The 21,702-nt window shown below is 66.7% G+C and carries 19 protein-coding genes and 1 pseudogene; 15 read left to right on the forward strand and 5 right to left on the reverse strand.

Annotated features, from left to right (window positions below; translation table 11 throughout):
• Nucleotides 1-100: 100 nt before the first annotated feature.
• Nucleotides 101-745, forward strand: a complete 645-nt coding sequence (locus G3N62_RS19735) for an ABATE domain-containing protein (protein ID WP_124670404.1) — start codon at nt 101-103, stop codon at nt 743-745.
• Between the two features lie 21 nt (nt 746-766).
• Here G3N62_RS19735 and prpR read toward each other — a convergent pair whose 3' ends face one another.
• Complete coding sequence (prpR, locus tag G3N62_RS19740; protein ID WP_124670403.1) at nt 767-2,749, reverse strand: propionate catabolism operon regulatory protein PrpR; 1,983 nt, start codon at nt 2,747-2,749, stop codon at nt 767-769.
• Nucleotides 2,750-2,919: 170 nt separating this feature from the next.
• On the opposite strand from prpR, the gene prpB reads away from it, so the two are divergent.
• The 7 genes from prpB to G3N62_RS19775 all read left to right on the forward strand — a co-directional run bounded on the left by prpB (nt 2,920) and on the right by G3N62_RS19775 (nt 10,793).
• The gene (gene prpB / locus G3N62_RS19745; RefSeq protein ID WP_059559132.1) at nt 2,920-3,813 is read left to right on the forward strand and encodes a methylisocitrate lyase; all 894 of its coding nucleotides are present in this window, start codon (nt 2,920-2,922) and stop codon (nt 3,811-3,813) included.
• Nucleotides 3,814-3,862: 49 nt separating this feature from the next.
• Nucleotides 3,863-5,035 (forward strand): 2-methylcitrate synthase, encoded by a 1,173-nt coding sequence (gene prpC / locus G3N62_RS19750; protein ID WP_034187666.1) that lies wholly within the window; start codon nt 3,863-3,865, stop codon nt 5,033-5,035.
• A gap of 82 nt (nt 5,036-5,117) precedes the next feature.
• The gene (gene acnD / locus G3N62_RS19755) at nt 5,118-7,712 is read left to right on the forward strand and encodes a Fe/S-dependent 2-methylisocitrate dehydratase AcnD (protein WP_124670402.1); all 2,595 of its coding nucleotides are present in this window, start codon (nt 5,118-5,120) and stop codon (nt 7,710-7,712) included.
• Nucleotides 7,713-7,736: 24 nt separating this feature from the next.
• Nucleotides 7,737-8,927, forward strand: a complete 1,191-nt coding sequence (prpF, locus tag G3N62_RS19760; RefSeq protein ID WP_034187668.1) for a 2-methylaconitate cis-trans isomerase PrpF — start codon at nt 7,737-7,739, stop codon at nt 8,925-8,927.
• A 159-nt stretch (nt 8,928-9,086) separates the two neighbouring features.
• A complete protein-coding gene (locus G3N62_RS19765) occupies nt 9,087-10,145 on the forward strand; it encodes a CaiB/BaiF CoA-transferase family protein (RefSeq protein ID WP_124670401.1) in 1,059 nt (352 codons plus the stop codon).
• A 137-nt stretch (nt 10,146-10,282) separates the two neighbouring features.
• Complete coding sequence (locus tag G3N62_RS19770; protein WP_059559126.1) at nt 10,283-10,522, forward strand: plasmid stabilization protein; 240 nt, start codon at nt 10,283-10,285, stop codon at nt 10,520-10,522.
• A complete protein-coding gene (locus G3N62_RS19775; RefSeq protein WP_049034618.1) occupies nt 10,512-10,793 on the forward strand; it encodes a type II toxin-antitoxin system RelE/ParE family toxin in 282 nt (93 codons plus the stop codon). The genes G3N62_RS19770 and G3N62_RS19775 overlap by 11 nt, the downstream gene beginning before the upstream one ends.
• Nucleotides 10,794-10,913: 120 nt before the next feature.
• On the opposite strand, the gene G3N62_RS19780 is transcribed toward G3N62_RS19775, so the two are convergent.
• Entirely contained in the window at nt 10,914-11,357 is a 444-nt protein-coding gene (locus G3N62_RS19780; protein ID WP_034187670.1) for a PaaI family thioesterase, read from the reverse strand.
• Nucleotides 11,358-11,628: 271 nt separating this feature from the next.
• Between G3N62_RS19780 and G3N62_RS19785 the strand changes: the two genes are divergently transcribed.
• Nucleotides 11,629-13,248, forward strand: a complete 1,620-nt coding sequence (locus G3N62_RS19785) for a methyl-accepting chemotaxis protein (protein WP_124670400.1) — start codon at nt 11,629-11,631, stop codon at nt 13,246-13,248.
• Here G3N62_RS19785 and G3N62_RS19790 read toward each other — a convergent pair.
• The gene (locus tag G3N62_RS19790; protein ID WP_034187672.1) at nt 13,221-14,330 is read right to left on the reverse strand and encodes an AGE family epimerase/isomerase; all 1,110 of its coding nucleotides are present in this window, start codon (nt 14,328-14,330) and stop codon (nt 13,221-13,223) included. The two genes, G3N62_RS19785 and G3N62_RS19790, sit on opposite strands and share 28 nt — an antisense overlap.
• A 115-nt stretch (nt 14,331-14,445) precedes the next feature.
• Here G3N62_RS19790 and G3N62_RS19795 point away from each other — a divergent pair, with 115 nt between their 5' ends.
• The 3 genes and pseudogenes from G3N62_RS19795 (at nt 14,446) to G3N62_RS19805 (ending at nt 17,109) form a co-directional block, all read left to right on the forward strand.
• Complete coding sequence (locus tag G3N62_RS19795) at nt 14,446-15,144, forward strand: MgtC/SapB family protein (protein ID WP_034187673.1); 699 nt, start codon at nt 14,446-14,448, stop codon at nt 15,142-15,144.
• Nucleotides 15,145-15,637: 493 nt separating this feature from the next.
• Nucleotides 15,638-15,776 (forward strand): annotated as a pseudogene (locus G3N62_RS19800) (IS5/IS1182 family transposase); the annotation flags it as partial.
• 343 nt (nt 15,777-16,119) lie between these two features.
• On the forward strand, nt 16,120-17,109 hold the full coding sequence (locus G3N62_RS19805) for a fimbrial protein (RefSeq protein WP_124670399.1): 990 nt from the start codon (nt 16,120-16,122) through the stop codon (nt 17,107-17,109).
• A gap of 346 nt (nt 17,110-17,455) precedes the next feature.
• Here G3N62_RS19805 and G3N62_RS19810 read toward each other — a convergent pair.
• A protein-coding gene (locus G3N62_RS19810; protein WP_124670398.1) for an IS3 family transposase occupies nt 17,456-18,581 on the reverse strand; the annotation gives its coding sequence in 2 pieces (ribosomal slippage) (nt 17,456-18,475 and nt 18,477-18,581; 1,125 coding nt in all).
• A gap of 275 nt (nt 18,582-18,856) precedes the next feature.
• On the opposite strand from G3N62_RS19810, the gene G3N62_RS19815 reads away from it, so the two are divergent.
• The 3 genes from G3N62_RS19815 to G3N62_RS19825 all read left to right on the forward strand — a co-directional run bounded on the left by G3N62_RS19815 (nt 18,857) and on the right by G3N62_RS19825 (nt 21,126).
• Nucleotides 18,857-20,182, forward strand: a complete 1,326-nt coding sequence (locus G3N62_RS19815; protein ID WP_124670413.1) for a flagellar hook-length control protein FliK — start codon at nt 18,857-18,859, stop codon at nt 20,180-20,182.
• A gap of 173 nt (nt 20,183-20,355) precedes the next feature.
• Nucleotides 20,356-20,511, forward strand: a complete 156-nt coding sequence (locus G3N62_RS19820; protein ID WP_167361908.1) for a hypothetical protein — start codon at nt 20,356-20,358, stop codon at nt 20,509-20,511.
• Nucleotides 20,512-20,646: 135 nt separating this feature from the next.
• Nucleotides 20,647-21,126 carry a GNAT family N-acetyltransferase gene (locus tag G3N62_RS19825; RefSeq protein ID WP_124670397.1) on the forward strand — a complete coding sequence of 160 codons (480 nt, stop codon included), beginning with the start codon at nt 20,647-20,649 and terminating at the stop codon, nt 21,124-21,126.
• 130 nt (nt 21,127-21,256) lie between these two features.
• Here the strand turns inward: G3N62_RS19825 and G3N62_RS19830 are convergent.
• Nucleotides 21,257-21,702 (reverse strand): HAD-IC family P-type ATPase (locus G3N62_RS19830; RefSeq protein WP_206141284.1); only part of this gene is annotated, 446 nt, incomplete at its 5' end.

A 21,702-nucleotide genomic window follows, 5' to 3' on the forward strand; every position in this document is an offset into this window, starting at 1 on the left:
ACTGTGGCTCCCTGGACCGAGGCGGTTGTCCGTGCAGCAGACCTATTTATAACTAGCATGCCGGTTATGTTAGAAAGTGCCCGGAGGCTTGTCAACCGGCATGGTGGTTAGATACGATCGCATCATGAGCAAAACGCAACCTTCCGTCGCGACGGACTGCCTGATTCCATCGCCGCCCGAGACGCTGGGCATCGATTTCATGAACACGCTGTACTGGCGCGGCAGCGATCCGCCGACGGAAACCTTCGGCACGCTGGACGACCTGCTGGCGTGGTGCCGCGAGCACGCCGGCGTGCCGGCCGGCGTGGCGGAAGCCTGTCGTGCACGTGGGGTGGAGGAAGGCGAGCCGGCGATGCTGGCGCGTGCGCTCGCGTTGCGCGAGGCGTTGTATCGGCTCTTTCATGCGCAGGCCGAGCAGCGCGAGCCGCACGCGGACGACCTCGCGCTGCTCGACGGTTTTCTGGCGGAAGCGTCGCCGCGCGTCGCGCTGGCGCGCATCGACGGCGGTTATGCGTGGCGGGTCGGGAGCGCGGGCGCGACGCTCGCCGGGTTGCTGAGCCCGGTGCTGTGGTCGGCGATCGACCTGCTCGGCGGCGCGCGGTTCGCGAAGGTCAAGCGCTGTGCGAACGACGCGTGCCAGTGGTTGTTCATCGACGACAGCAAGAACGGCAGCCGCCGCTGGTGCTCGATGTCGTCGTGCGGCAATCGCGCCAAGGCGTACCGCCACTATCACAAGGCCGACTGACAGACCGGCCGTCCGCCGGGCTTATTTCGCCGACAGCTTCCGCCACAGCGTCGTCTTGCTGATGCCGAGCATCGCGCACGCGCGGTCGCGGTCGCCGCCGCACGCGTCGAGCACCGCGCGGATCTCGTCGGCTTCCGCGCGACGGCGGCGCGCGTGCAAGGTCTGCGCGTCGTCGGTGTCGGCCGCGTCGGGCGCCGCCGCGAACAGTTCGGGGGCGATCGTCCGCAGCGCGTCGGGATCGAGCGTGCCGCATGCGGCCGCGGGATCGTTTTCATCGGCTTCCTCGGCGAGTTCCACCGCGATCCGCTCGATCACGTTCTGCAGCTCGCGCACATTGCCGGGCCACCGGTAGCGCGCGAGCGTCGCCCCGGTCGCGTCGAGCACGCGCGCGGCGTCGCCGGCATCGCGCAGGCGTTCGGCGAGACGCGATTCGCGCCGTGCAGCCTGCACGAGCAGCGCCGCGGCGAGCGCGGGGATGTCGGCCGCGCGCTCGCGCAGCGGCGGCAGGCCGACGTTCAGGATGTTGAGCCGGTAATAGAGATCGGCGCGGAACGTGCCGGCCTCGACGGCCGCGAGCAGCGGCCGGTGCGTCGCGGCGATCACGCGCACGTCGATGCGGATCGGCTCGGTCGAGCCGAGCCGGATCACTTCGCGCTCCTGCAGCACGCGCAGCAGCCGGCTCTGCAGCGACGGCGGCATCTCGCCGATCTCGTCGAGAAACAGCGTGCCGCGATGCGCGGCCTCGAACAGGCCGGTCTTGCCGCCGCGCCGCGCGCCGGTGAACGCGCCTTCCTCGTAACCGAACAGCTCGCTCTCGAGCAGCGCTTCTGGAAACGCGCCGCAGTTGACCGCGACGAACGGGTAGCTGCGCCGCGCGGACAGCCCGTGCAGGCTCTGCGCGATCATTTCCTTGCCGGTGCCGCTTTCGCCGAGCACGAGCACGGTCGCATCGGATTTCGCGTAGCGGCGCACGAGGTCGCGCACGCGTGTCATCGGCGCCGAGGCGCCGACCACGTCGTCGAGCGCGTAGCGCGCGGCGAACTGCTGCGTGGTCGGCTGCGAACGCAACGCGCGGTCGAGCCGTTCGACCGCGCGCGATTCCTGGAACGTCAGCACGCTGCCCGACGTCACGCCGCGATCGACGAGCGGCCCGCGATGCACGACGTAGCGCACGCCGCGTACGGTGGCGAGCGCGTCGCCGTCCTCGCCGCGCAGCGTGCGCAGCTCGGGCCGCAGGTCGACGAGCGCGCGGCCGACCGCCGCCGCGGGTTCGACCCCGAGCGCCGTCGCGAGCCGCTCGTTGATCGCCTCGACGCGGCCGTGTGCGTCGAGCGCGACCACGCCGTCGCGCAGATGCTGCAGCAGCGTGTCGAGCCGCTGGCGGCGGAACGCCTCGGCGTGCGTCGCATACGCGACCTCGAGCGCCGTTTCGACAGCCTTGCGCACGGAGGCGTGCGAATACAGGAACACCGCGCCCATGCCGGCACTCGCCGCGAGATCGGTGACGAGGCCGGGGCCGACGATCGTCTCGATGCCGCGATCGTGCAGGTCGTGCACGCAGGCTTCCGCTTCCTGCGCGGACTGATATGACGCAAACTGCACGTCGAGGCCGTACGCGGCGACGAAGCGGCGCACTTCAGGTGGGGTGTCCCCGGCGCTGACGAGCGCGATCCGCGACGCGTCGCGCCGGGCGCGCGCGAGTGCCTGCATCACGTCGAAGCCGGTCGGCGATACCACCACCACCGGCACCGGCGCACGCGTCTTCAGGAAGCCGCCGTTCGAGCCGGCCGCGACGATCACGTCGGGCCGCGCGGCACCGGCCTCGGCGATCGCGCCGAGCGCATCCTCATACGCGCGCGTCACGATGCGCACGTCGGCGCGTTCGTCAAATTCGCCGGCGATCTCGCGAAACAGGTCGCGCAGGCGGCTGATGCCCATCGCCCAGATGCGCGGGCGCACCGTGCGATCGGCCGGGCCGACGGGCTTGGTCGAGGAGAGGTCCATGACGATCGATTATGCGCGTGAGATTTCATTTTTGAAACATGAAATTGCCGAATTGAAATCGGTGGACATCGTGCCGCCCGGACCGGTTGCTTAAGAATCAGGGGGTTAGCGACGTTTCGCGCGCTGGCCCGGTCCTTGCTGTTATCAGGCATTCCATCAGGAGGCCGTTCATGAGCAATACGCATCTTCAGAGCGCCGGCGCGAAATTTCGCGCGGCAGTCGCGGCGGAACAGCCGCTGCAGGTGGTCGGCGCGATCACCGCGTACGCGGCCAAGATGGCGCAGGCCGTCGGCTTCAAGGCCGTCTACCTGTCGGGCGGCGGCGTCGCCGCGAACTCGCTCGGGATCCCCGACCTCGGCATCAGCACGATGGAAGACGTGCTGATCGACGCGAACCGGATCACCAACGCGACCGACCTGCCGCTGCTGGTCGACATCGACACGGGCTGGGGCGGCGCGTTCAACATCGCGCGCACGGTCCGCTCGTTCATCAAGGCCGGCGTCGCGGCCGTGCACCTCGAGGACCAGGTCGGCCAGAAGCGCTGCGGCCACCGCCCGGGCAAGGAAGTCGTGCCGACCGAGGAAATGGTCGATCGCGTCAAGGCCGCGGTCGATGCGCGGACCGACGACCAGTTCGTGATCATGGCGCGCACGGATGCGGCCGCCGCGGAAGGGATCGACTCGGCGATCGAGCGCGCGGTCGCGTACGTCGAAGCCGGCGCGGACATGATCTTCCCGGAAGCGATGAAGTCGCTCGACGACTACCGCCGCTTCAAGGCAGCCGTGAAGGTGCCGATCCTCGCGAACCTGACCGAGTTCGGTTCGACGCCGCTGTTCACGCTCGACGAACTGCGCGAGGCGAACGTCGACATCGCGCTGTACTGCTGCGGCGCGTATCGCGCGATGAACAAGGCCGCGCTGAATTTCTACGAAACGCTGCGCCGCGACGGCACGCAGAAGGCGGCCGTGCCGACGATGCAGACGCGCGCCGAGCTGTACGACTTCCTCGGCTATCACGAATACGAACGCAAGCTCGACGAGCTGTTCGCGCAGGGCAAGAAGTAACGCGGCCCGCCCCCCGATACAGGCATCTGGAACATTGGAGAACGGAAACATGAGCGAGACGAAAGACGCAGCAGCACCGGCCGCCGCAGGCGCATTCAAGCCGAAGAAATCGGTGGCGCTGTCGGGCGTGACGGCCGGCAACACGGCGCTGTGCACGGTCGGCAAGACCGGCAACGACCTGCATTACCGCGGCTACGACATTCTCGACGTCGCCGAATCGTGCGAATTCGAGGAAATCGCGCACCTGCTCGTGCACGGCACGCTGCCGAACCTGACCGAACTGGCTGCGTACAAGACCAAGCTGCGCGCGCTGCGCGGCCTGCCGAGCGCGCTGAAGGCGGCGCTCGAGCAGATCCCGGCGTCCGCGCACCCGATGGACGTGATGCGCACGGGCGTGTCGGTGCTGGGCACCGTGCTGCCGGAGAAGGACGACCACAACCTGCCGGGCGCGCGCGACATCGCCGACCGCCTGATGGCGTCGCTCGGCTCGATGCTGCTGTACTGGTATCACTTCTCGCACAACGGCAAGCGCATCGAGACGGAAACCGACGACGACTCGATCGGCGGCCATTTCCTGCATCTGCTGCACGGCAAGACGCCGTCGAAGTCGTGGGTCGAGGCGATGCACACGTCGCTGATCCTGTACGCGGAGCACGAATTCAACGCGTCGACGTTCACGGGCCGCGTGATCGCGGGCACGGGCTCGGACATCTACTCGGCGATCACCGGTGCGATCGGCGCACTGCGCGGGCCGAAGCACGGCGGCGCGAACGAAGTCGCGTATGACATCCAGAGCCGCTACAGCTCGCCGGACGACGCCGAAGCCGACATCCGCCGCCGCGTCGAGAACAAGGAAGTCGTGATCGGCTTTGGCCACCCGGTCTACACGATCTCCGATCCGCGCAACAAGGTGATCAAGGGCGTCGCGCACAAGCTGTCGAAGGAAGCGGGCGACCTGAAGCTGTACAACATCGCCGAGCGCCTCGAGTCGGTGATGTGGGAGGCGAAGAAGATGTTCCCGAACCTCGACTGGTTCAGCGCGGTGTCGTATCACATGATGGGCGTGCCGACCGCGATGTTCACGCCGCTGTTCGTGATCTCGCGTACGTCGGGCTGGAGCGCGCACATCATCGAGCAACGCATCGACAACAAGATCATCCGCCCGAGCGCGAACTACACGGGCCCGGAAGACCTGCAGTTCGTGCCGATCGAGAAGCGCTGAAACACCTGCCGCGCGCGCCGATGCCCGTGATGCGGGCGGCCGGCGCGCGCGGAACGTCATACCCCGATTCCCGCCCCACATCATGAATACCGCCAACCGCAAACCCCTGCCCGGCACGTCGCTGGACTATTTCGACGCGCGTGCCGCGGTCGACGCGATCGCGCCCGGCGCCTACGACACGCTGCCGTACACGTCGCGCGTCCTTGCCGAAAACCTCGTGCGCCGCTGCGACCCGGCGATCCTCGCCGATTCGCTGAAGCAGATCATCGAGCGCAAGCGCGAACGCGACTTCCCGTGGTTCCCGGCGCGCGTGGTGTGCCACGACATCCTCGGGCAGACGGCGCTCGTCGATCTCGCCGGCCTGCGCGACGCGATCGCCGACGGCGGCGGCGACCCGGCGAAGGTGAACCCGGTCGTGCCCGTGCAGCTGATCGTCGACCACTCGCTCGCCGTCGAATGCGGCGGTTTCGATCCGGACGCGTTCGCGAAGAACCGCGCGATCGAGGATCGCCGCAACGAGGATCGCTTCCACTTCATCGAGTGGACGAAGAAGGCGTTCGAGAACGTCGACGTGATCCCGCCGGGCAACGGCATCATGCACCAGATCAACCTCGAGAAAATGTCGCCGGTGATCCAGGCGCACGACGGCGTCGCGTACCCGGACACCTGCGTCGGCACCGACAGCCACACGCCGCACGTCGACGCGCTCGGCGTGATCGCGATCGGCGTGGGCGGCCTCGAGGCCGAGAACGTGATGCTCGGCCGCGCGTCGTGGATGCGCCTGCCGGACATCGTCGGCGTCGAGCTGACCGGCAAGCGCCAGCCCGGCATCACCGCGACCGACATCGTGCTCGCGTTGACCGAGTTCCTGCGCAAGGAGAAGGTGGTCGGCGCGTACCTGGAATTCCGCGGCGAAGGGGCGGCGAGCCTCACGCTCGGCGACCGCGCGACGATCTCGAACATGGCGCCCGAATACGGCGCGACGGCCGCGATGTTCTTCATCGACGGCCAGACAACCGACTACCTGCGCCTCACCGGCCGCAGCGACGAGCAGGTCAGGCTCGTCGAGACCTACGCGAAGGCGGCCGGCCTGTGGGCCGACACGCTGGCCAACGCGCAGTACGAACGCACGCTGACGTTCGACCTGTCGAGCGTCGTGCGCAACATGGCCGGTCCGTCGAACCCGCACAAGCGGCTGCCGACGTCCGATCTGGCCGCGCGCGGGATCGCCGGCCAGTGGGAAGAGAAGGCGGGCGAGATGCCCGACGGCGCGGTGATCATCGCCGCGATCACGAGCTGCACGAACACCAGCAACCCGCGCAACGTGATCGCCGCGGCCTTGCTCGCGCGCAACGCGAACGCGAAGGGCCTCACGCGCAAGCCGTGGGTGAAGAGCTCGCTCGCGCCGGGCTCGAAGGCGGTCGAGCTGTACCTGGAAGAAGCGAACCTGCTGCCCGAACTCGAGAAGCTCGGCTTCGGCATCGTCGCGTTCGCGTGCACGACCTGCAACGGGATGTCGGGCGCGCTCGACCCGAAGATCCAGCAGGAAATCGTCGATCGCGACCTGTACGCGACGGCCGTGCTGTCCGGCAACCGCAACTTCGACGGCCGCATCCACCCATATGCGAAGCAGGCGTTCCTCGCGTCGCCGCCGCTCGTCGTCGCCTACGCGATCGCCGGCACGATCCGCTTCGACATCGAGAAGGACGTGCTCGGCCACGACCGGGACGGCAAGCCCGTCACGCTGAAGGACATCTGGCCGACCGACGAGGAGATCGATGCGATCGTCGCGTCGAGCGTGAAGCCCGAGCAGTTCCGCAAGGTCTACGAGCCGATGTTCGCGCGCAGCGCCGACGCCGGCGAGCGTGCGGCGCCGCTGTACGACTGGCGCGCGCAGAGCACGTACATCCGCCGCCCGCCGTACTGGGAAGGCGCGCTGGCCGGCGAGCGCACGTTGAAGGGCATGCGTCCGCTCGCGGTGCTCGGCGACAACATCACGACCGACCACCTGTCGCCGTCGAACGCGATCCTGCCGGACAGCGCGGCCGGCGAATACCTCGCGAAGATGGGCCTGCCGGAAGAAGACTTCAACTCGTACGCGACGCACCGGGGAGACCACCTGACCGCGCAGCGCGCGACCTTCGCGAATCCGACGCTGATCAACGAGATGGCGGTCGTCGACGGCGCGGTGAAGAAGGGCTCGCTCGCGCGCGTCGAGCCGGAAGGCAAGGTCATGCGGATGTGGGAGGCGATCGAGACGTACATGAACCGCAAGCAGCCGCTGATCGTCGTGGCCGGCGCCGACTACGGCCAGGGCTCGTCGCGCGACTGGGCCGCGAAGGGCGTGCGGCTCGCGGGCGTCGAGGCGATCGCCGCCGAAGGCTTCGAGCGGATCCACCGCACGAACCTGATCGGGATGGGCGTGCTGCCGCTCGAGTTCAAGCCGGGCACGAACCGCACGACGCTCGGCATCGACGGCACCGAGACCTTCGACGTGATCGGCGAGCGTACGCCGCGCGCCGACCTGACGCTCGTGATTCACCGCAAGAACGGCGAGCGCGTCGCGGTGCCGATGACGTGCCGGCTCGACACGGCCGAGGAAGTGTCGATCTACGAGGCGGGCGGCGTGCTGCAGCGTTTCGCGCAGGACTTCCTCGAATCGTCGCAGGCGGCCTGACGGGCGCACGGAGAGAACACAGACATGGCTCATATTCCTCAAATCAGGATTCCCGCGACCTATATCCGCGGCGGTACCAGCAAGGGCGTGTTCTTCCGGCTGCAGGACCTGCCGGACGCCGCGCAGGCGCCGGGCGCCGCGCGCGACGCACTGCTCCTGCGCGTGATCGGCAGCCCCGATCCGTACGGCAAGCAGATCGACGGGATGGGCGGGGCGACGTCGTCCACCAGCAAGACGGTGATCGTGTCGAAGAGCACGCGGCCCGGCCACGACGTCGACTACCTGTTCGGCCAGGTCGCGATCGACAAGGCGTTCGTCGACTGGACCGGCAACTGCGGCAACCTGTCGGCGGCCGTCGGCCCGTTCGCGATCAGCGGCGGGCTCGTCGATCCGGCGCGCGTGCCGCGCGACGGCGTCGCGACCGTGCGGATCTGGCAGGCGAACATCGGCAAGACGATCGTCGCGCACGTGCCGGTCACGAACGGCGCGGTGCAGGAGACGGGCGATTTCGAGCTGGACGGCGTCACGTTCCCGGCCGCCGAGGTGCAGCTCGAATTCATGGACCCGGCCGCCGAGGAAGAGGGCGCGGGCGGTTCGATGTTTCCGACCGGCAATCTCGTCGACGATCTCGCGGTGCCGGGCGTCGGCACGCTGAAGGCGACGATGATCAACGCGGGCATCCCGACGATCTTCGTCGAGGCGGAAGCGATCGGCTATACGGGCACCGAGCTGCAGGACGCGATCAACGGCGATGCGAAAGCGCTCGAGAAGTTCGAGACGATCCGCGCGCACGGCGCGCTGCGCATGGGCCTGATCGATACGCTCGACGAAATCGCGACGCGGCAGCACACGCCGAAGATCGCGTTCGTCGCGAAGCCGGCCGACTACGTCGCGTCGAGCGGCAAGCGCGTGAACGCGGGGGATGTCGACCTGCTGGTGCGCGCGATGTCGATGGGCAAGCTGCACCACGCGATGATGGGCACGGCGGCGGTCGCGATCGGCACGGCCGCGGCGATCCCCGGCACGCTCGTCAATCTGGCGGCGGGCGGCGGCGAACGCAACGCGGTGCGCTTCGGCCATCCGTCGGGCACGCTGCGCGTCGGCGCGGAGGCGCGGCTCGAGAACGGCGAGTGGACCGTCACGAAGGCGATCATGAGCCGCAGCGCGCGCGTGCTGATGGAAGGCTGGGTGCGGGTGCCGGGCGACGCGTTCTGACGCGCCTACCGGCACGCGCATGACGCGCCGCGATCCCTGCGAAGCGGAACCCGCTGCGCAGGGATTTTTCGTTTGCGGCGCGCGTGCCGGATGCAAGCCGCCGCACGAAGCACCGCGCCGGCGCAAGTGCCGACGCGCCGACCGGGACAGGAGAATCGCATGCCACTCGATACGCCGCTTTCCGGCATCCACATCGTCGAATTCGAAGGTCTCGGCCCCGGCCCGCTCGCGGGCTGGATGCTCGCCGGGATGGGCGCGCGGATCACGCTGATCGCGCGGCCGTCCGGCCGGACGAGCGCGCCGGACGCGTTGCGGGCCCGCGACGGCGATCTGCTGCGCGAAGGCAAGACGATCGTCGAACTCGATCTGAAGGCGCCGGCCGGCCGCGACGCCGCGCTCGACCTGATCGCGCGGGCCGACGCGCTGATCGAGGGGCTGCGGCCCGGCGTGATGGAGCGGCTCGGCCTCGGGCCCGACGCTTGCGCGCGCCGCAACCCGAAGCTTGTGTACGGACGGATGACCGGCTGGGGCCAGCACGGCCCGCTCGCGGCCGCGGCCGGACACGACCTGAACTACGTCGCGCTGACGGGGCTGCTGTCGCTGTCCGCGCCGCGCGACGGCCGGCCCGGGCTGCCGCCGACCGTCGTCGGCGATGCCGGCGGCGCGCTCGGGCTCGCGTTCGGGATCGTCTGTGCGCTGCTCGACGTGCGCGGCGGCGGCCCGGGGCGCGTGGTCGACGGCGCGATCGTCGATATCGTGTCGATGCTCGGTTCGCTCGCGCTGTGGGCGCGCGCGAACGGGCAGCTCGACGGCGCGCAGCCGAGCCTCTTTCACGATGCGCCGTTTTACGACGTGTACCGCTGCGCGGACGGAGAGTGCGTGACGATCGGCGCGCTGGAGCCGCCGTTCTATGCGCTGCTGGTCGAACGGCTCGGGCTGGCCGACGTCGATCCGGCATCGCAGTACGACCGCGCGCGCTGGCCGGCGCTGAAGGCGCGTTTCGCCGACGTGTTCGCTCGCCAGCCGTCCGCACACTGGCGCGCGCTGCTCGAAGGCACCGACGCGTGTTTCGCGCCGCTGCTGAGCGTGGCCGACGCGGCCGCGCATCCGCATAACGTGGCGCGCGGGATTTATCGTACCGACGAGAGCGGGAACCTGAGGGCGCGTGTGGCGCCGCGCTTTTTGCCGCTGGCGGGGGAGGCGGCGGATCCGGCGTAGCGTGCACGTCGATCTGGCCTGGTGCGTGAAAAACCGCGGTTCGGCACGGCAGCGGTGGATTTAATTGGTGCTCGTTTAGGTGCTGAATTTGGGGCCAAATAAAGCATAATCGTTGCCTGGCTGGAGAAGGAATCGACATGCCTCACACCATGCTGGCCAGCGTGACCGCGAGCGTTTCGGCGCTGAAACGGAACCCGATGGGGACGGTCGCGGCAGGAGAGGGCTTCCCGGTCGCGATTCTGAATCACAACGAGCCTGCGTTCTATTGCATTCCGGCGAAGACGTGGGGCGAACGTCTGCAAGACATTGAAGACAATGCGTTGGCCGATTCGCGCGCCAAGGAGAGGGTCGTCAAGGTCACGCTGAATGACCTTTGAACGTGCCTTTCTCGAATCTGCATTGAGGGAGTGGAAGAAGCTCGATCGCACTGGTCGCGATCAATACAAGGCCAGGCTTGCCGAGCGGATCGAGCATCCTCGCGTTCCCTCGGCCGAACTGCATGGCCACCCGGATCGTGACAGGATCAAGCTGCGCGGCGTCGGCTACCGACTCGTCTACGAAGTACGCGATTCGGAAGTTGTCGTTCTGGTCGTCGCAGTCGGCCGGCGTGAAGGCGATGCAGTCTATCTTGCCGCGATGAAACGTTAGGTCGGGACGCGCTGTACATGTGAGCGGCGCGCGCGGTCTTGCTGCGGCGCCCGGCCATCGGGTTCGAATCCACCCACGTCGTTCGGCGTGCCGACAATCGCTTTCGCCCGTTCAGATCGGTCAGGCCGTTTCCGCCGGGCCATCCGGCATCTTGCCGTCGCCGACGCGGTTGATCGTGCCTTGCGCGATCGCGACGAGGCGTTCGTGATCGCCGTCGATGACGAACACATGACACTGGCAGGTCGCCTGATGCCGCCCTGCGTAGACGAGCTTCGCGCGTGCGACGAGCGTGCCGTTCACGGCCGGCCGCAGGTAGTTGATCTTGTATTCGGCGGTGATCACGCGCGGGCCGAGCACGAGCGCGCCGGCGAACGTCAGCGCATTGTCCGCGAGATAGCTGATGACGCCGCCGTGCACGAAACCGTGCTGCTGCCGCAGTTCGTCGCGCACGGGCAGACACAGCGACACTTCGTTGTCGCCGATATGCATCAGCTCCGTGCCCAGCAGCATGCTGAACGGTTGCGCGCGCAATGCGCCGCGCGCGTGGTCCGTGATGTCGGTCATCGAACTTCCCTCGAAATGCGTGCCCGCTTGCGCTGAACTCTAGGAAGGGGGCTGCGGATAAGCAAGGAAATTCGTTCACGTTTTGTGCAAATTACGGCGTGACGCGACGCGATTATTGCGTCGAATACCGAAGATCTCCTCTGTTTGCGGGCGATTCCGAGGGAATGCGCGGGCAACGCGAACATTGCCGCCTTCCGCTCCTAAAGTCCGACGAAGAAATGCCGCTAATGCCGGGGCATTGCCTCATCGTCCGCTTTCCAGGAATCTCCCCATGTTCGGAAAAATCAAGCTCGCGTCGGGTCTGCTCGGCGTGTTGACCGTGTTCTGCCTCTTCCTGCTCGCGATCGAAGCGCTCGGCTTCTGGGCGCTCACGTCGACGCGCAGCGGCGTCGACGATCTGTCGAACGTCGCGATCGCGCAGGTCGACGCGGCCAGCCGGGCGACCGAGCAGCTGCTCGACGCGCGCATCAACCTGTCGCGCGCCGGTACGCGGATGGTGCGCGGCGGCCCGAAGCCGGAAGACATCATCCGCCATGCCGGCGCGTCGCTCGCGGAAGCGGACAAGGCGTTCGCCGTGCTGACGGCCGCGCAGCCGGTCGACGACACGAACCGCGCGCGCGTCGCGGCGCTCGCGGAGCGCTATCGCGCGCTGCGCGGCGCGCTGGGCGAACTCGTGCAGTTCCTCGACGCGGACAACATCCAGGCGTTCCTCGACCAGCCGACGCAAGGCATCCAGGACGCCTATATCGCCGAGCTGCACCGCTTCACCGACTATGGCGGCGCATCGAGCCGCGCGGCGCTCGACACGATCGACGGCGGCATGCTGTGGTTCAAGTCGGTCGGCATCGTGCTGCTGGTGGCGATGCTCGCGGCGAGCGCCACGATCTACGCGGCCGCGCGGCGCGCGGTCGTCGCGCCGCTGGAGGACGCCGGCCGCCATTTCGAACGGATCGCGCAGGGCCGGCTCGACGAAACCGTGCGCGCGGGCGGCGTGTTCGAGATCGACCGGATGCTGCGCGGCCTTGCCGCGATGCAGACGAGCATCGCAAGCACCGTGCGCACGGTGCGCCACGCGTCCGACGCGATCCACCTCGGCGCGGGCGAGATCGCGGGCGGCAACGCCGACCTGTCGGCGCGCACGGGCACGCAGGCTGCGTCGCTCGAGGAAACCGCCGCGAGCATGGAGGAGCTGACCGCGACCGTCCGGCAGAACACCGACAGCGCCCGCGCGGCGAGCGCGCTGGCCGACGCGGCGCTCGAGGCGACGAGCCACGGCGGCGGCGTGGTCGACAGCGTGATCGACCGGATGCGCGGCATCGCGCAAAGCTCCGGGCGGATCGCGGAGATCATTTCGGTGATCGACGGCATCGCATTCCAGACCAACATCCTCGCGCTGAACGCGGCGGTCGAGGCCGCGCGGGCCGGCGAACAGGGGCGCGGCTTCGCGGTGGTCGCGGGCGAGGTGCGGTCGCTCGCGCAGCGCAGCGCGCAATCGGCGAAGGAGATCAAGGCGCTGATCGAGGATTCGGTTGCGCAGATCAACGGCGGCGCGGAACTCGTCGAGCGCGCCGGCGACGCGATGCGGACGGTGTCGGCGTCGATCACGCGCGTCGTGCAGACGATGTCGGAGATCACGGCCGCGTCGGTCGAGCAGAGCGTCGGGATCGAGCAGGTGAACCAGGCCGTCACGCAGATGGATCAGCTTACGCAGCAGAACGCGGCGCTGGTCGAGGAAGTCGCGGCGGCGGCGGCGTCGCTGAACGACCAGACCGCGCACCTGATGCAGGCCGTGTCGGTGTTCGAACTGGGTGACGGACGCGCCGCCCGCGGCGAACGCGCGGCGCCGTCGTTCGCCGGGACGGGTTACGAGCCGGCCGGCAGCGCCGCGTAGGCGGTGGCGAGGTGGTAGGGCGTCGTCGACGGCATGTCGGCGCGCGACACCTGCCCGTCCGCCGTCTTGCACTCGAACCAGCCGCGCGGATGCAGGAACCGCGCGGCGAACCGCTCGATCTGCCGCGCCAGCGGCGCGGAGGCCGGCGTGCCGCCGTGCGTCGCGAGCGCGCGCAGGTATTCGGTCTGCGCCCAGATCCGCTGTGTGCCGTCGACGCACGCGCCTTGCGCGTCGAGCGCCGCGCAGACGCCGCCCGTTTGCGGATCGACGCCGTATTGCTCCGCGAACGCGAACGCGCGCGACAGCGCGGCGGGGAGCCCGGTCTGCGCGAGCCGCGCGCCGGCCGCATCGACCAGATAGAACCACTCGAATTGATGGCCGGGCTCGAAGCGGTTGTCGGCCGCGCCCAGCGGCAGCTCGGCCACGCAGCCGGTCGCCGCGTCGACGAACGTGCGCTCGACGGCCTGCGCGGTGCGCAACAACGCATCGTCGAACGCCGCGTCGCCGAATGCATCGGCGGCCGCGAGCCATGCTTCGGTCAGGTGCATCAGCGGATTCTGCAGCGCACCGCTGCCGGATGACGAGAAATCGGCGTGGCGCGCCGCATCGAGCAGTGCGTCGCCGGGGCGCGGGGCGAAGCGATCCTGGATCAGCGCGGCCGTCTCCGCGGCCACCGTGCGCGCGTCGGCGTCGCCCGAAGCCGCATGCCATGCGGCGCACGCAAACACGACGAACGCGTGCGTATAGAGATCCTTGGTCGTATCGAGCGGCGCGCCGCGCGCATCGACGCTGTAGATCCAGCCGCCGTGGCGCGCGTCGCGAAAGCGGCGGCACAGCGCGTCGAACAGCGTGGCCGCGTGCGCGGTGTCGCCGGCCTGCGCGAACACGAACAGTTGCCGAGCGCACGCCATTGCGCGATAACGGGTGACGGGCAGCGGCGCGTGGGTGGCCGGATCGACGGCCTCGAACGGCAGCTGCAATGACGGGTCGAACCCTGAACCTCGCCAGATCGGCAAGACGACGTGCGCGAAATGGTGGCGCAGCTGGGCGGCCTGGGCGGATGCGGAGTCGGAAACGGGCATGGCGGGGTTGAGCGCTTGGATCGAAACGTGTCGGCACGGCCCGGAGGATCGGCGCGGCCGGGGCCAAGGATAAAACATTCCGCGCGGCCGGCACCAAAAAAAGGAGAGAAATCGGATGCTCAGCAACCTGGAACTCGTGATGCGGCTCGTTCTCGCGGCGGCGCTCGGCAGCGTCATCGGCTTCGAGCGCGAGCGCCTGTCGTGGGCGGCGGGCCTGCGTACGCACATGCTGGTGTGCGTCGGCTCGACGCTGATCATGATCGTGTCGGCGTTCGGTTTTGCCGATGTGCTCGGCAGCAGCGACCACATCATGCTCGACCCGTCGCGGATCGCCGCGCAGGTCGTGTCGGGCATCGGCTTCCTCGGCGCGGGCTCGATCCTGCTGCGCGGCGAGATCGTGCGCGGGCTGACGACGGCCGCGAGCCTGTGGTCGGTCGCCGCGATCGGTCTCGCGGTGGGCGGCGGGCTCTACGTCGCGTCGATTTCGGCGACGATCATCATCCTGATCATCCTGGCCGGCATCAAGCCGCTGGAGCGGCGCTACTTCACGGTGCGCCAGCGGCGCCAGCTCGCGCTGACGGTCGTGAGCGGCACGCTGACGTTCGACTCGCTGCATGCGGCGCTCGGTCCGGACAGTGCGCGCGTGAAGCAGTTCATCGTGCAGCGTGCCGACGACACGGGCGAGCACGACGAGGTGCGCATCGCGCTGGCGCGGGTGTCGGAACTCGAGTACCGGGCGATCTGCGACAAGCTGCGCGGGCTGAAGGGGGTGACGCGTTTCGAAGAAGGCAACGGATTGTCGGGCGACGAATAGGCCGAAGCGGTTGCGGGGCTGGCGACGATGGCCGATCACGGATTCCGTTCGACGACCGGTTGCGCGTCCGTGGCCCCCAACTCCTTTCCATGACCGACGCTTCGTAACGGGCCACGCGGTTCCGATGAACTGCGGCGCGCGGAACAACGCGACGCTCGATCAATGCCGCGTGTCGCTGCCGGGATCGGACTCGCACAACGTCGACACGGTAATGTGGTCGATGGCGAGACACGCGAACGGATGACCGGCGATGTGCGACCGCCCTTGCCCGGGCGGCCTGGATGCATGGCGGGCGTCGGACCTGCCTGTCTGGCTGGCGAGGCCCGACGCCCGCGCGCGTTCCCGTTTGGCTGAGTCTTCCGGACGACCGGCGCCGATGCTGGTCCCGACCGATGATTGAAGGCTGGCGATACGGTTCTAAGTATTAGTTAAAAATCCAGAAATAGTTTCTGTCCTATTTGTATATAGGAAGAGAACTAAAAATATTCAGCGCATCGAAGTCGCCATTGGCCACATGAAGGCCGACGGCAGGCTCTGTCGCAACCGGCTCAAGGTGCCGAGGCGAAGCAACTCATGCGGTGCCGTGTTGCGCCGGTCACGACTTGCGGATGATCCTGCGCAAGCTGCCGCTCCCTTTACCCCCCCGATTCTCATCGCTTTGCTCGGATCGAAACCGTCGGGCTATCGACGGGCCGACCTCGCTCACATGTGGAAACGAATTTTTCGGAAACTCAAATATATATAGTACGAATACTATTAAATGGAGATGAGGATTGGTACAAGTATTGTTATTGATTGCGGGTTGCGATGGCTATCATTGCAGGTCGTGACCATGCCGCATCGAATTTTGTTATCCAATATGGCCGAGGGAAATTTCATGGGCTTCCGTGCGGTAGTTGATGTATTTAAGAAATATGGCGAACGTGATAATTCGAGGCAGTGTGGGTTTCGGAAGTGGAGTTGGGGAGAGTGGTGATGAAGTATCTTATTTTTATCGTTGCTATCGCTATGGGGAATGTTGCTCAGGCGACATGCACGATTCAGAGAACCGACGGTGTATATGTCGAGTCGCTTATTGTCACGCTGCCGAAGTTCAATCCTCCTCCGTTCGATCCGGATATTCCGGAGGGGGCCGTGATCTTTTCATCCGGTGGAGCATCGACTGGCTTGGGTGGATCCCTGAATTGCACGTCTCAAATCGGTGGGCTCAGATATGTTGGAACGCTGAGCGCCACTCCCGGAAAATATAGCACCTATCCTACTCCGGTCGCCGGGGTGGGCGTGCGAATCAGAGGTGGGATTAAAGAGGCGGAGTGGTGGCCGGTATCGGACTATTGGTATGGCACTACAGGGCGTTTTGATCCGGGAGCCAGCTTTACGATTGAGCTTGTAAAAACAGGTGACATTACGGCGCCAGGTAGTTTGATCGGTGAAATTGGAAAAACCGAAGCGTGGCTTCATAATGCGAAAGTTCGTTCGATTGTAACGAACGGTGCGATCAATATTATCCCTCGCGTGCCGACCTGCAATCTGCTCACCTCAAAAATTGAGGTTAATTTGGGGGTGGTCTCGTTGGCTGATTTTAAAGGCCCCGGCACAAGCTCGCCGCCGAAATCCTTCGAAGTGCGCCTCAAGTGCTCCGGCGGCAATCCGGGCACGGCAACGAGAATGTTCATGACGCTGACGGACGCGGCCAATCCCGCGAATCGTTCAAACACGCTTTCTCTTGCGCCAGGCTCCAAGGCCGAAGGCTTCGGCATTCAGATAGTGCGTGGTGCGGACAATACGCTGGTCAGTTACGGTCCGGATTCGTCGGCAGTCGGCAATCCGAACCAATGGGAAGTCGGAAAGTTCGGCAACGTCGGCGTGACGATTCCGTTCAAGGCGCAGTACGTACGAACGTCCGCGCAACTGAAGGGCGGCAATGCGAATGGCTTTGCGACTTTCACGATGAGCTATCAATGATGAAGGCGTAGGTGCGTTGACGAAAGCCAGGGTGGCAACCGAAACACGCTGGCCGGACAACCTCGCCGTGCAGCGTGATGTTGAACAGTGGGCTGGCCGATCGACCGTTACCCGATCTCGACGTCGCGCGCGTTCCTTCAGCCGCCCTAGTTTCGCATGAGCCCTGGAGCACGGTCGATCCGGAACGCTCGCGCTCAAGTCGTTGCGCCGCAGTCGAGACCGAAGCGGTGCACGGGTTCGATGTGCGGCCGGTGGTCGAACTGACCTGCCCCTGCAAACAGGGCCAGCCGGAGTCTAGTAAAGTTCGTTTTCTGAACGGTCCCGGTTTTCAGTGCCAAAGGCAATGTTAGTCTTCGGCGTTCTGTTGGTCCGTCAGTTGGGCCTGCAGGCCCAACTGACGGACGTATTCGGCAGGCGGCACTTCACCGAGAGCCCTGTGAGGCCGACTCTCGTTGTATTCGACCCGCCATCGCTCAATCTGCTCCCTGGCGTCGGCCAGCGATGTGAACCAGTGCACGTTCAGGCATTCATCGCGTAGCGTGCCGTTGGACGACTCCACGAATGCGTTATCCGTTGGCTTGCCGGGCCGGCTGAAGGCAATCTCGACCTTGTGATGGTAAGCCCACAGGTCCATCACCTGACTCGTAAATTCCGAGCCGTTGTCACAAAACAGCGTGCGGGGCGCTCCGCGTTTGCTCTTCAATTCATCCAGTGCACGCACGACATCTGAAGCGCTCAGTCGCTGGCCAACATCGATGGCTAGTGCTTCGCGCGTAAAGACGTCGATGATGGTCAGCGCGCGGAACCTCTGGCCGTTCGAAAGCTGTTCGGCGGCGAAGTCCAAACCCCACGCCTGATTTGCCGCCGTCGACTTTGCACGTGCCGGGCGGCTCATCCGTGCACGTCGCTTGCGATTTGGTCTGTAGCACAGCGACAGCCCTTCCTCACGATACAAACGGTACAGCCGATTCTTGCTGACCTGATAGCCCTCCCGTAGCAGCAGCACGCGTATCTTGCGGTAACCATAGCGCACCCGCGTCGCCGCGATTTCACACATGCGCTGCCGCAATGCAGTCTGCGGGTCTCGGTGACTGCGATACTGGTACACCGAGCGCGATATGGCCGTCAGGCGGCAAGCACGTTGTTCTGCTATTCCATAGGTAGACTTTAGATAATCCACGACGTGGCGCCTTGGCGAGGACATCACTACTTTTTTTTTCAATACGTCGGTCAGCATCGCCTTGTCCAACGTCAGCTCCGCGACCACCTTCTTCAGTTGGGCGTTCTCGTCTTGAAGCTGATTGAGCTGCCGCACCTGGTCCGTCTGCAAACCGGCATATACCTTCTTCCAGCGATAGAAGGTTTGCATCCGAAATGCCCAAGTGACGAATCAGTTCCGCTACCGGCATGCCTGCTTCGGCCTGTTTCAACACCGCCACAATCCGCTCGACACTGAAGCGCTTGCGTTTCATCGTACGGCTCCTTGCATACTGAAAAAGTCCGCCGAAAACTCGCTTACATCAGGGCACTGTTTACTGGGGGCCGCTCACCGTCGAAGACGGGTTTGTCGGTTGGTTTGAGTGCTTTGGCTTGTTTGTCGGTTAGCATCGGTTTTTTGGCCCATCACGTAGCCCATCGAGGATTACTGGATAGGGCTGGAAATTGGACGAATTGATGATGCAAGTTATTGATTTGTTGGTGAATAATTGGATTTCAATGGATGTTCCTGGACGATAATTTGGCAGACATGACCGAATCCGTTTCCACGCCTCGCCCCCGTTCCCGTTCCACCCGTTCGTCGGCCCGTTCCCGCCAGCGCTCGGCCGCTGCCGCAGGCAGCACGTCCGCCCGGGCGACGGCACGATCCGGCAGTGCGCCGGCCGGCGACGTGCCGCGGGACGAACGGACGCTCGACCTGTTCGGCGATCCGGTGCTCGAGCCGGGCGAGCGCATGCCGGTTGCGGCGCGCGATGACGCGATCGGGGAAGCCGATGCGGCCGGTGCCGACGACGGGCGACAGGCCACGCTGGACGGGTTCATCGCGCCGGAGCCCGAGATTGCGGCCGGACACGCGGCAGCCGAAGGCGCGGCGCAGCCGGAAGGCGGGGGCGCGGCCGAGAGTATGTCGACACCTGAAGGCGGTTTGGCTGCGAACGTCGACGGTCCATCCGCCGATGGCGGCGCCATGAAGTCAGCCGATTTGCCTGCCGCCGACGGCGCCGAGAAGGCGGCGGCCACGCTGCAAGCGGCCGCTGGCGCCGCGGCGAAGGCAGCCGAATCGCCAGCGGCAGAGGCTGAAGTTGCGAAGCCGGCCGCTGAGGCTGTGGCCGTCAAATCCCGCGAGGGGAAATTTTCCGGCGAGGCCGTGAGGGAGCGCCGCCCGTCGTCGGGCGGCAAGCGCCGGGCGGCTGCCGGTGCGAGCGAAACGGCGGCGAAACAATCCGCGCCGGCTGCGACGCGCGTCGACGCGGCGCCGGAAGCGGCTGAAGCGAACCGCTCGCCGGACATCGCCACCGCGCCTGTCGCGTCACCGATGCCGGTAGAGGCTGCCGAGCCGGCAAGCATCACGAATTCGGCGACAGCCAAGGAGGCTGCCGCGCAGCCCGACGTTCCGCAGCCGCCCGTCACGCAGCCGGTGGCCTCCGTTGCGTCCTTCGTCACGAAGCCGTCGTCGGAGCGCGCGCACCCGGCCGCGCCGGCCTTCGATCCGGATACGCACCTGCGCCCGCTGACCGACCGGCTCGCCGTGCTGCAGTCCGACGTGGACGGCGTGACCCGCGCGGCCGATCGCGAGATGCGTCGCGTCAACCGTCTGCTGCTGGCACTGGCCGTCGTCGTGTTGGCGGGACTCGTCGCGCTGGTGATGCAGACGCGGCAGATCGCGCACCTGAAGCAGGACGCGGCCGCGAAGCAGCAGCGGATCGATCGACTCGCGGCCGACCTGTCGACGCAGCAGGCGACGCTGATGACGCTCGAGGAACACCACGAAGCGCTCCTGTCGCAAGTCGACCGGCTGCAGCGCACGGCGAACCGCGAGGCGGCGGTTGCCAAGCGAACCCGTCGAACGCGTTAATTAATCCGACCCTATCCTGCGGCCCTTACGGGGCAAGGATTACCGTTTCGCGCCGACGATCCGCTGTCGCGCGCGTGCGGCAAACTGATGCGGCCCGCTGGCAGAGTTCAGGGAAAACCCTTAGAATGGAGTCAATCTAAGGGAAAACCCTAGCCCTCTGTCAGGAGTCTCAAATGAGCTTCATCTTCGCCCTGCTGCAAAAGATCGACGACCTGTTCGTGTCCCCGCACCTGCCGCTCGACGCCGAATATTCGTATGCCGCGCGTCGCGCCGAAGCCGAGCGCGTGCGTCGTGCGCACCTCGTACCGATCGTCCTGTATCGCCGCTGATTCGCTGATTCGCTGATTCGCTGATTCGGCGCGGCGTCCGCCGAACCTGTCCGCCCGTTTTCCACCGCCGCATCGCGCGCCGGTGCGACTGTCCCGCTACACTGGAAGTCCGATTCCGTTCACGGCGACCGGGCCATGCTGCAGATGCGGCCGATGACGGCCGGCGAATTCCACGCGTACCGCACGCGCGCCATCGACGGCTACGCGCGCGATCTCGTGTCCTCCGGACAAAATGCTGTCGAAGATGCGGCCGAGCGTGCGCGCGCCTGCTTCGATACGCTGCTGCCGGACGGCCTGCTGACCGCCGGCCAGACCCTCGTCATGCTCGTCGACGGCGCCAGCGGCGACGCGGTGGGCGACCTCTGGTACGCGATCGTCCCCGAAGGGCCGAACCGCACGCTGTTCATCTACGACCTCGACATTGTCCCGTCCCGGCGCCGCCAGGGCTGGGCCACGCGCGCGCTCGATGCGCTCGATGCCGAGGCGCGCCGGTATGGTGTCACCGAGATCGGGTTGTCGGTGTTCAATCACAACACGGCGGCGCGCGCGCTGTATCGTGCGTGCGGCTTCGCGCCGATCACCACGACGTTGATCAAGCCGGTCGTGTCGGACTGAATCCGCCGACCGGCCCGTCCCGCCGATCCGGGGCGCCGCAGCCGGCATATGCCGGCTACCCTCCCGACCCTTCCGGCTGGACGATGGCCGAACGGCCATTCTGCCGTCCGGCCATCGCCCCCCGCACGCATCAGCGTGCGCGGCCTTTCCATCTCCGCAGCAGCAATGCGTTGGTCACGACGCTGACGCTGGAAAACGCCATCGCCGCGCCCGCGATCACCGGGTTCAGCCAGCCGAGCGCCGCCAGCGGCACGCCGACCAGGTTGTAGACGAACGCCCAGAACAGGTTCTGCTGGATCTTGCGGTACGTGCGTTTCGAGATGTCGATCGCGTCGGCGACGAGCGCCGGATCGCCGCGCATCAGCGTGATGCCGGCCGTGTGCATCGCGACGTCCGTGCCGGTCGCCATCGCAATGCCGACATCGGCCGCGGCGAGCGCGGGCGCATCGTTGATCCCGTCGCCGACCATCGCGACGATGCCGTCGTGCGTGCGCTTCAGCTCGGCGACGACGCGTGCCTTGTCGTCGGGCAGCACCTGCGCATGCACTTCGCCGATGCCGAGCGCCGCCGCGACGG

The sequence above is a fragment of the Burkholderia sp. Tr-20355 genome (genome assembly GCF_017104685.1).
Classification (GTDB): Bacteria; Pseudomonadota; Gammaproteobacteria; order Burkholderiales; family Burkholderiaceae; genus Burkholderia; species Burkholderia seminalis.